The following is a 9456-nucleotide window of genomic DNA, read 5'->3' as shown; positions in this document are numbered from 1 at the left end:
AAACTGAGTTCCCGTAATATTGAATCGTTCAATATTGCTGTAACTAGCAATGAGAGTGGAACCATATCGAGCTTTGACTGTATTTCCATCTGTATTGTAAACACCGTAATTGCCATTGTCGTAGTTATAACTACTGTAATCTAAAATCAGTGTATCTGTTCCTGCTCCCCCGTCTAGACTATCTCCTGCACCCGCAGAATTAGGAATAAGCGTATCATCTCCATCTCCACCTAAAAGGGTATCTTTACCATCGCCTCCTTGCAGTCTATCGTTACCTGCACCACCGCTTAACCAGTCATTTCCTTGATCACCAAAAAGGAAATCATTTCCTGCACCACCATCAAGAGAATCATTACCCACAGTACCAGCAATAAACTCACTTCCATCATCCCCAGGTAAAGCATCAAGAGTTAGCTCTTTTGCTCTTGTTTGTACCCTACGCCAATCATCGAGTAAATATTTTCGTGCATCCACATTATCAACATTTAAAATAGCTTGACCGTAGAGAATAGGATCAGCCTTATGGACACTATACTCCTTAGCAACACCCAAATCAGTAAATAAACCTTTGATATCAGAGTTGTATGAAGGTAGAGCGATTAAACGCTTCATATAGGGATCACCCCCTTGAATATTCAGCGTTTTCAACTGTTTAATAATGCCATTATATAAAGCTGTTTGTGCATTGGAGAAAGAATTTTTACCACTACCCCCAATATTAAAAACAAACTCTTTTTCATAATGTCCATACTCCGTTGCCGTAATGGTTAAAGGAGTTCCCCCAATCATTCCAGCAATCAACTGAAGCGTATCTGATGCAGATTGCCCCATCTGTTGAGCAACTTCTGGTTTTCCACCCTCTGCTTCAAAGCTAAATTGACTGACAAACTTACCCGTTGCAGCATTGTAATATACAGAATAATAAGCACGGGGATCTTTATTAGCGATCAGATTCCACGCCCATCCACCAACAACAGAGCCTAAAAAGTTTCCAATTCCGGGAACAATAAAACCACCGATTACCCCACCAATCGAAGCACCAAAATTATTTAAGTCAGCCCCCGTCCATACCTTATCGACATAATTAAAAAGTTGAGTGCTTGCAAAAGATTGCAATGCGCCAAACCCCGTATTAACAACCTCTCCAATAATTGATGCTTTTGTAAGGCTGAGGTTTATATTAGGATCTACTCCTAAATAATTAACAGCAAACGGTTTGCCAAAAGCAGCCTCAGTTAACCCAGAAAAAATATGATTAGTTAGTGAAGCAGTAACTTGATCAATCGCAATTTGAGCAAGGGGATCTTCTATATCAAATTTCTCTGAAAAAGCTTGACTAATTGCAGAACTACCAAAACCCAACAATGTATTAGTAAAGTTCCCATAAAGTCTTGTATATAAAGCTCGTGCTGGTATTGAGCTTCCCACACTTGCCAGTTGATAAGCTAAATTATCTCCTAACCACCCGCCAAGGGTTTTTGTTGCAGTTGCGGCAATTAATTGACTCCCGAAGTCTTCATTTCCATAGTGCATTGCTAACTTAGTAGCGAGAGTTGAACTAACATTTCCTAACCTAGTAACAGTTTGCCTTAGTTCCATTTCTCTAGTTGGCAACTGGCGCGTACCCATGACATTGAAGATTTCCTCTTCTGATGGAATATATCCAGCAACCAAAGTTTCTGCAAACATAACAAAGGCAGAAGCGGCTTTGTCTGCTATTCCCCAAAGAGAAGTGTTTAGATTGGTAACGCCTGCATCTTGAAGATAGTCTGTTAAATCATGTTCTATTGTTCCTAATAGCAGTGCGGGATTGTTTTCTGCATAAGTAACGAGGAGACTTGAAGTACCAGTAAAACCCAAACCATTAAGCTCTGTAGAAACTTGGCCTTTGGGATTGCCAGTAAGCATATAAAATGCGTCCACCGCCATCAGATGACCAGGTTTTGTGGCATAATCTGAGTATTTCGTGGGAACGGTAGAATCATCAGCCGAAAATTTATCTAATGTACTTCTGGAAATTTGAATAAGTTGCTGGTTTGTTACTTTTGGATTAGCTAAAAATTGATCAACGACTAACTTCGTAGCAGAATATCCATTAATAATATTGCCGCGATCGCTTGAAAATCGAGAAGTAATTGCATTGATAGCATTACTTATATCAGATGAGTTTCCTCTGAAACTCCACTGCGCTGGATTTAAATCAATATTTGGGTTGCTCATAGCTCTCAGTAATATGTTTTTCAATTGTAGAAAATGATCTAAAATCAAATTATTGGCAAAGCTTTTAGCTTTAACCATAATTTAGTAATGTAGAGTGGACATAGCCCACAAATTGCTTTGCTATTATTTATTCAGCCGAGTCAGCCGGTTTTTAAACAACTGCCTAACTAGCTGGTGTGGGTTAGGGTTGAAGACTGTCAAACCATCAATTAGCGGTTAAACCTTGATTTCTCACACCAGCCACCTGATTAGCTTGAACCAAGCCATCAGATTGAGCAAAATCGAACAAAACATCGTAAACAGCAGGAAAAATCGGCAACAGGGTAGAAGTCATGACATTAACTGCAAAGGTTTATTGCTAACAGTTTTAGCCTAACAATTGCCAATTTTTCAAGACCCCTGTAACAGAAATTAATATTTATACAGAAAACGGGTTTCTCAAAGAAGTTCTAGGATTGGATTTTTGCCAAAGACTGCTTAAATGTAGCTGCTAATTTTAGTAGCTCTTCTAAGATAGTAGGGTTAGTCATTTTGCCGATTATCTCTTCAATTTCTGAAGAAATCTCTCCAAACCGCACAGTTAAAACTGTTTTTATGTCATCACGGCTTTTTTCTAACGCGCCAATTTCCTTGCCAATTTCCTTGCCAATTTCCTCGCCAATTTTCTTACCGCGTTTTATTCCTCGCAATTCCATATTACTCATTAAAGGCATGGTTCTTTCCTCCTCAAATTGTTTGATTTTACTTTCTAAACTTGACTGTAATTCAGGGGATAAAGTCATCATATTGTCGATGATTTCAAACAGTTTAATTATCTGTTCCCTCTCGAACTCCTTTTCATATAATCCCCTGATTAACCTCCACTTCCACTGTTCCCGTTCTGGCAGCTTCCCAGTAGTCGCTTTTGTTTTCAGGTGTGCCATGACTATTATAGCAAAGGGATTGCTACTTGCTTCTAGTTCTGACCAGCTTTCCTCATAGTCCAGTAATTTGACTGTTGGGAATTTGAGGCTGACTTCACAGCCGGCGATAGTATAATTATAGGAATCTGGTCGCCAATTTACTCGTTCATCCCCTAAAATTGCCAGACTGATAACTGGTTTCTGATACAAATCAAAGGCCCGATAGTTATAAATATACATCCTCTGGGGGAAATTTTCTTCGTATTGACTTTGAATTTCAATATGAATCAAAATCCAGACTTCTTCACCCCTGAGTAACCAGACTTTATAGAGTTTGTCAGCGAAACGTTTTTTTGTCTTTGCTGAAGCGGTAATCCGTTTGAGTTCTTTTTCTAGAGATTCGGGAGTTTTTGTCCAATCAATTAGTTGGTGAACTTCAGGAAAGAAGAAGTATAAAAACGCTTCAAAATACTCGCTTAATGCTTCTTTCCAGGGTTCATCATAATTGGCTGTTGTTTGGTTCATTTGAGTTGTCCGCTTACTCTTAGGGGTGAAGCGCGATAGCGTAACGCACCGATTTAATAATACAGGTGGTGGTGGTAATCTGGGGATTTTGTTGTAAAAAAGTGGATATTTGTTCGATTCCGTCTTGATTGGGAGAGAGAATAACGGTGGCGACTTCTGGAATTACCCCAGCTTGTAGGGTTTGATAATCGGTAACACCAGCATCGAGGAAAACTACAGTATTTAATTCGGGTGCGGTTAAACGCTGATTTCTCGCACTATCCACCCGATTAGCTTGACTCAAGCCATCAGATTGAGCAAAATTGAACAAAACATCGTCAATAGCAGGAAAAATCGGCAACAGGGTAGAAGTCATGACATTGACCGCAAAGGTTTATTGCTAACAGTTTTAGCCCAACAAGCGCCAATTTTTCAAGACTTCCATAACATAAATTAACATTATATAGAAAACGGGTTTCTAAATAGACGTTTTCTCATGGTTTCTTGAAAAAAACCATTTTCTCAGTTTCGTGGGTTGTTGCAAGATATGCAATCTGAACGACGTTCATAAATTGTATTTTTATTAGTTTATGGGACACAAACAATTCCTAATCCTGCCATTTGACGAATATGGCTGGTTATAATTAAATTAAAAATGGATTTTAGGTTCGATCCCCCCTGCCCCCCTTGATAAGGGGGGTGCCGATAGGCGGGGGGATCTGACAACTTTTAACGCCTACCTACTTACCTTAAATATTTGTAAACGATGAGCCATAACTAAAATAGAACAATCTGTGTAACTCCATTTTTTATCATTGTACTTACAGAAAGCTTCCCATATTGCCAGATCATCGCCATCTGACACATTGATATAACGATGATCTTCTCTTAGTATTTGACCCACTTGGATTGAGGATCGACTAGATACCTTGCTCCGAATCCAAGTAACAGTTTCATCGAATACCGATTCGAGAATAATCCAATTATTATGAGGATTTTCTAAGTAATATTTTTGAGCGCTTTCGTGATGAGTTTCAGATTTGACAAAAAAGGCAATTAAAGCAGACGTATCAACAATAATTTCTTTGTCCACAATTTTTAATAAATAATTTCATCGATGTTTTCAGCGTAGTTAGTTACAACTTGACCCCGATTATCTTGTCCGATAATATATTTAGGCTCAGGTTGGACAATTTCTAAACTTCCACAAAGTTCCCAAGTACGAGTCTTGGTAATATCTGGTAATTCAGCTTGAACATAATTTTCCAAAGCTTTGATAACAATCTCTTGAACCGAGGATTTTTGTTCTTGCAAACGAGATATTAATTCGTCGGGAATTTCGATCAATATTTGAGTCATTGATAAACCTTAGAGATTAACGTTGTTTTACTAACATTATAGCCTGTTTGTGAATTATAACCAAGAGACGCAAATGCAATTACCTGAATCAGTTACCAAAAGGCTAACAACTGTTCACTGATTCAGGTGATTCGCCATAAGTCCAGAAAACGGGTTTCTGAAGATTGTCTCTCAATTACTCCCTCACAATGACAATTTTAGCGGGTCATGGCGAGAAGGCGATGGCCACAAGTCCAGAAAACGGGTTTCTTGAAGAAACCCGTTTTCTAGATATTAGGATAAGATTATTGGATTTTTGCCAAAGACTGCTTAAATTCTGCGAGAGAATTAGCAGTAGCTGCTAATTTTAGTAGCTCTTCTAAGATAGTAGGGTTAGTCATTTTAAGGAGTTGACATGATTTTTTCCTGAATAATAGGGTGAAAAGTAAACAATTAAGTCCCTAAAGAAGGCACCATCCAGACGGATTGAGTGCCGTCGAGGTCGGTATCCGGTCCAATCAGTGCCGGGTTGCGGTAGCCCGGTAGGACGGAGACAGCGAAAACCTCCTCCACGCCGCTATTGAACCAAAAAGTTGCCACCAGTTGACCGGTGGCCAGGTTGACAATAGCCAACCCGCACTGCAATTGATTACGCCGCTCATCCAGGGGTAAACCGCCAAAAATCGCCGTTTCCCGCACTTGGGACAACCCGACAAAGGCGTGACCTTCCCAACAGTCTAAACCCCGGGTAAAACCGGGCAATTCCGCGATGATTTCCGTGCTGCCAGTTTGGGGATGCCAACGGTTCAAGGTTCCATAACCGGAATTGAGAAAATAGAGATTACCCTGGTAAAGACGGGGAGAATGGGGCATCGCTAAACCCCGCAGAATCACCTCTCCCCTCGGCACATCAATTAAGCATCCCCCTTGAGCTTTATTCTCTCGCCAGAGGCTTTCCTCGTTGGTTTCCCCCAATGCCGTTACATAGGCGGGAGTGCCGCTATTTTCAGCCATAGCCAAGCCATTGAGGTGGCAGCGGTCTCCGGGGACTAACTCGGTAATAAAGGGCGGTTTCCACTGGGGGAGAAAACTCCAATTTCCTTCGATAGTTGCCAGACAGTTAAATAGGGTATTGACCACCCAAAGGCGATTACTGCCAAAGGCCAAATCATGACCCATAATCGGACCGGTGAGGTGAGAGGAGCGAGCTAAAAAGGCGATATCCTGTTCCCCTTCTGGTTTAATCTGGGGGGCAATCTCTCGATTGGCGGGTAAATGCCAAATTGCCTGACGAGCGCCCACAGTAATTCCGGTAGCGGTTCGGGTTAAACCCATTGCTTGGTCAAAATGGGCGAAACTCACCCGTATTTGTCCTTGATAAGTGCCAATGCTGGCCACTCGTCCCGCTTGGTAGGTGGAAATCAACACTGAGAGGTCAAGCTGGTTGAGTAATTCCGGCAGATTGAGGCTGTACTCATAATTGACCGGCACTGCTTGGCGCTGAGATGGACTCGCTGCTGGCTCTTGGGTATCTGAAAACTGGTTAGTCTTGGGCGGCAAGCTGTCCATAGAGTTTTTTTTGCATCGATTAGAATCGATTGTGATAATTGATTATTGTTTATGGTTTGTTGACTAAGGGGTTCTAATTAATCCCCCCTTGCCCCCCTTAATAAGGTTTGATCCCCCCTTGCCCCCCTTAATAAGGGGGGTGGTGATGGGTTTCAGTTGGCATTAATGGGGTTCATTATAGACAAATTAATCAATATTATTTATAAACTTTTCTTAACTTTTTTTGTATAAAATTTACCTGAACGGTAGTATTAAATACTTATGATTGAGTTTGTATAAAACACTTTTGCAATTTAAGCTTGTGTATAAAGTTTTATACACAGATTCAACATTTCTGGTCACTAAGCCACAGCAAATCCCGTATATTTGCGTATTTTAGGATAACGAAAACCCAGGACTATATCTTCTTTGGGAATACCTGCCTCCATCAAATCAGTAGCTATGCCTTCCTCCGTTTCATCACATTGAATCCAGACTTTATCGACAACCAAGCTAAGGTGAATTGGTGTTGCATGGAGATACTTATTGCCACTCCAACCGAAATCTAAAACTAGATAATGTCCTCGTTCATCATCAAATATAACCTGAGAAGTGTAGCCATCAGGTAAAGTAGCACGATAGTTAGCATGATTCTGGAGAACAGTCTTAATAATACCTTGATATTTTAATCGGGTATCCATTGCACGATTACCTCACTTTCATCATCAAAGACAATTAATTTCACAATCTGATTCTTTAGCAATACCTGCCCTAATTCTATACTAAAAACACTGTTAAAAGTTGGCTGAGATATGGCCAGATAAAGAACTCGCTCAACTTTCATCTCGTTAAGGATTTGACGATACAAGACGTACTGCCCCAAAGCTTGCTGTAAATCCTTTACGTCAGACTGTCCTACAAAGCTTTTCACTTCAACGACAATTTTCCGCAATTCTTTCTCCGCACTGATTAAGCGTTCTGCTCCCAAATCAGCGGATAAACGCTTCTTGCCAATTTGAAGTGGAAAAGGATCGTGAGTGATTGCCCACCCGTCCTTCTCTAAAGCAAGTTTTACAGTGTCGTGGTAAATATCTCTTGCAGACACAAAAATTCAGAGGATAAATACTCTAATCAGCAGTATAGCAAATTTTTCTGTTCTCAAGACCTCTTGTAAAAATCAAAAGACGAGTGCCTACAGCAATTCCGGTAGCAGTTCGGGATAATTGACCGGCACTGCTTGGCGCTGAGATGGACTCGCTGCTGGCTCTTGGGTATCTGAAAACTGGTTAGTGTTAGGCGGCAAGCTGTCCATAGAGTTTTTTTTGCATGGATTAGAATCGATTGTGATAATTGATTATTGTCTATGGTTTATTATGGTTTCAGTTGGCATTAATGGGTTCTATTATAGACAAATTAATCAATATTATTTATAAAGTTTTCTTAACTTTTTTTGTATAAAATTTACTTGAACGGGAGCATTAAATATTTATGATTGAGTTTGTATAAAACACTTTTGCAATTATGGAATTTTGGAATTGACGAAATCTAGCCAAGAATTTAACTTAAGCTTATTCTTTTGGATATAAACTTGATTCTAGAAAAACTATTGGTAATCAGAAAATGCTGACTTCATCGCCTCCTAATCTCTCGCAACTTGCCCTTTTATTTCTCAAAATCGGGATTATCGGTTTTGGCGGTCCGGCTGCCCATATCGCTTTAATGGAGGAAGAAGTGGTTAAGCGTCGCGCTTGGATGACTAAGGAGCGATTTCTCGATTTGGTGGGGGCAACTAATCTGATTCCCGGTCCTAATTCCACGGAAATGGCCATTCATATCGGTTATATTTTTGGTGGTTTAGCGGGTTTAATAATCACGGGGGTTTGTTTTATCACTCCTGCGGTGTTAATTACGGGTTTTCTAGCGTGGATTTATACTAACTACGGGACTTTACCCGATGTGGCTCCGATTTTTGCCTGGATTAAACCGGTAGTAATTGCGGTGATTTTTCAGGCACTCTGGCGCTTAGGCAAAAAGGCACTAAAAACCCGTCAATTACTCTTCATCGGATTGGGAGTTATCGGATTATTAATCTTAGGTTTAAATGAAGTTATCGCTTTACTGTTAGGCGGAATTATCGGGATGTTTATCCTAAAAAAATTCGCTACCTTTCCCCTGATTGTGGCAGGAATAGGCGGTGCGACGGCGGTTGCTACTCCTAGCAACATCCCACCGACATTAACAGGATTAGGGCTATTTTTTCTCAAGGTGGGTAGTGTTTTATTTGGTAGTGGTTATGTGTTAGTTGCCTTTTTAGAAGGGGATTTAGTGCAGGGGAAAGGATGGTTAACCCAGCAACAATTATTAGATGCTATTGCTGTGGGTCAATTTACCCCCGGTCCAGTGTTATCCACAGCCACTTTTATCGGTTATCAAATATTAGGAGTATCGGGGGCAATTGTGGCGACTCTAGCGATTTTCTTTCCTTCTTTTATCTTTGTTTTATTACTTAATCCTCTTATTCCTAAGCTGAGAGAATCGGCTTGGGCGGGTGCTTTTTTAGATGCAATTAATGCTAGTGCCGTGGCTTTAATGGTAGCAGTAATTTTTAATTTAGCTCTAGCTACTTGGTTACAACCCTACGGTAATTTACCTTTTAATTTATTGGCTATCATTCTATCTCTTGTCTCTGGTATTCTTTTACTACGTTTTCAGGTTAATTCTACTTGGTTAATTCTGACTGGTGCGCTCATTGGTTTGCTATTGAAATAATTAGGTTAGGGGGAAATAAGTAAATGGTTCTAATTAAATAGATTTTGCCTTTAATCCCCCCTTGATCCCTAGGGTTGATTCAAGGTAGGGTTGATTTAAGGTAGGGTTGATTCAAGGTAGGGTTGATTCAAGGTAGGGTTGATTCATGAATCAACCCTACCCTTGATACCCGCTT

The 9456-nt window shown here is 40.3% G+C and carries 10 protein-coding genes and 1 pseudogene; 1 reads left to right on the top strand and 10 read right to left on the bottom strand.

All coding sequences use genetic code 11. The annotated features are described in order from the left end of the window. The 10 genes and pseudogenes from LW728_RS11335 to LW728_RS23200 all read right to left on the bottom strand — a co-directional run. Nucleotides 1-2298, bottom strand: a 2298-nt coding sequence (locus tag LW728_RS11335; protein ID WP_502845975.1) for a calcium-binding protein, incomplete at its 3' end; no start/stop codon positions are given. Between the two features lie 127 nt (nucleotides 2299-2425). Beyond that, a complete protein-coding gene (locus LW728_RS11330) occupies nucleotides 2426-2554 on the bottom strand; it encodes a hypothetical protein (RefSeq protein ID WP_287666011.1) in 129 nt (42 codons plus the stop codon). Nucleotides 2555-2669: 115 nt separating this feature from the next. Further along, the gene (locus LW728_RS11325) at nucleotides 2670-3647 is read right to left on the bottom strand and encodes an RpnC/YadD family protein (protein WP_287766711.1); all 978 of its coding nucleotides are present in this window, start codon (nucleotides 3645-3647) and stop codon (nucleotides 2670-2672) included. A gap of 19 nt (nucleotides 3648-3666) precedes the next feature. Then, nucleotides 3667-4002, bottom strand: coding sequence for a DUF4347 domain-containing protein (locus tag LW728_RS11320; protein WP_287766709.1), 336 nt, complete (start codon nucleotides 4000-4002; stop codon nucleotides 3667-3669). A 360-nt stretch (nucleotides 4003-4362) separates the two neighbouring features. Continuing rightward, a complete protein-coding gene (locus tag LW728_RS11315) occupies nucleotides 4363-4719 on the bottom strand; it encodes a type II toxin-antitoxin system VapC family toxin (protein WP_002777558.1) in 357 nt (118 codons plus the stop codon). Nucleotides 4720-4724: 5 nt separating this feature from the next. Then, on the bottom strand, nucleotides 4725-4985 hold the full coding sequence (locus LW728_RS11310; RefSeq protein WP_002733873.1) for a hypothetical protein: 261 nt from the start codon (nucleotides 4983-4985) through the stop codon (nucleotides 4725-4727). A 432-nt stretch (nucleotides 4986-5417) separates the two neighbouring features. After that, a complete protein-coding gene (locus tag LW728_RS11305) occupies nucleotides 5418-6533 on the bottom strand; it encodes a TIGR03032 family protein (protein ID WP_287766707.1) in 1116 nt (371 codons plus the stop codon). Nucleotides 6534-6874: 341 nt separating this feature from the next. After that, nucleotides 6875-7213 (bottom strand): XisI protein, encoded by a 339-nt coding sequence (locus LW728_RS11300; RefSeq protein WP_002732736.1) that lies wholly within the window; start codon nucleotides 7211-7213, stop codon nucleotides 6875-6877. Beyond that, complete coding sequence (locus LW728_RS11295; protein WP_002764234.1) at nucleotides 7198-7617, bottom strand: element excision factor XisH family protein; 420 nt, start codon at nucleotides 7615-7617, stop codon at nucleotides 7198-7200. The genes LW728_RS11300 and LW728_RS11295 overlap by 16 nt, the downstream gene beginning before the upstream one ends. A gap of 93 nt (nucleotides 7618-7710) precedes the next feature. Beyond that, nucleotides 7711-7824: pseudogene (locus LW728_RS23200) on the bottom strand (TIGR03032 family protein); the annotation flags it as partial. Nucleotides 7825-8132: 308 nt separating this feature from the next. Between LW728_RS23200 and chrA the strand changes: the two are divergent. Continuing rightward, complete coding sequence (gene chrA, locus LW728_RS11290; protein ID WP_287669301.1) at nucleotides 8133-9281, top strand: chromate efflux transporter; 1149 nt, start codon at nucleotides 8133-8135, stop codon at nucleotides 9279-9281. The last annotated feature ends 175 nt before the right edge of the window (nucleotides 9282-9456 follow it).

It is taken from the genome of Microcystis sp. 49638_E5 (genome assembly GCF_021300285.1).
Lineage (GTDB): Bacteria > Cyanobacteriota > Cyanobacteriia > Cyanobacteriales > Microcystaceae > Microcystis > Microcystis aeruginosa_C.
The sequence above is the reverse complement of the archived record's forward strand: the minus strand, read 5'-3'. Positions and strand labels throughout refer to the sequence as shown.

Coding starts and splice junctions, on each gene's coding strand:
- LW728_RS11320 (WP_287766709.1), bottom strand. CDS start 4,002: ATGACTTCTACCCTGTTGCCGATTTTTCCTGCTATTGACGATGTTTTG.
- LW728_RS11330 (WP_287666011.1), bottom strand. CDS start 2,554: ATGACTTCTACCCTGTTGCCGATTTTTCCTGCTGTTTACGATGTTTTG.
- LW728_RS11325 (WP_287766711.1), bottom strand. CDS start 3,647: ATGAACCAAACAACAGCCAATTATGATGAACCCTGGAAAGAAGCATTA.
- chrA (WP_287669301.1), top strand. CDS start 8,133: ATGCTGACTTCATCGCCTCCTAATCTCTCGCAACTTGCCCTTTTATTT.
- LW728_RS11310 (WP_002733873.1), bottom strand. CDS start 4,985: ATGACTCAAATATTGATCGAAATTCCCGACGAATTAATATCTCGTTTG.
- LW728_RS11300 (WP_002732736.1), bottom strand. CDS start 7,213: ATGGATACCCGATTAAAATATCAAGGTATTATTAAGACTGTTCTCCAG.
- LW728_RS11305 (WP_287766707.1), bottom strand. CDS start 6,533: ATGGACAGCTTGCCGCCCAAGACTAACCAGTTTTCAGATACCCAAGAG.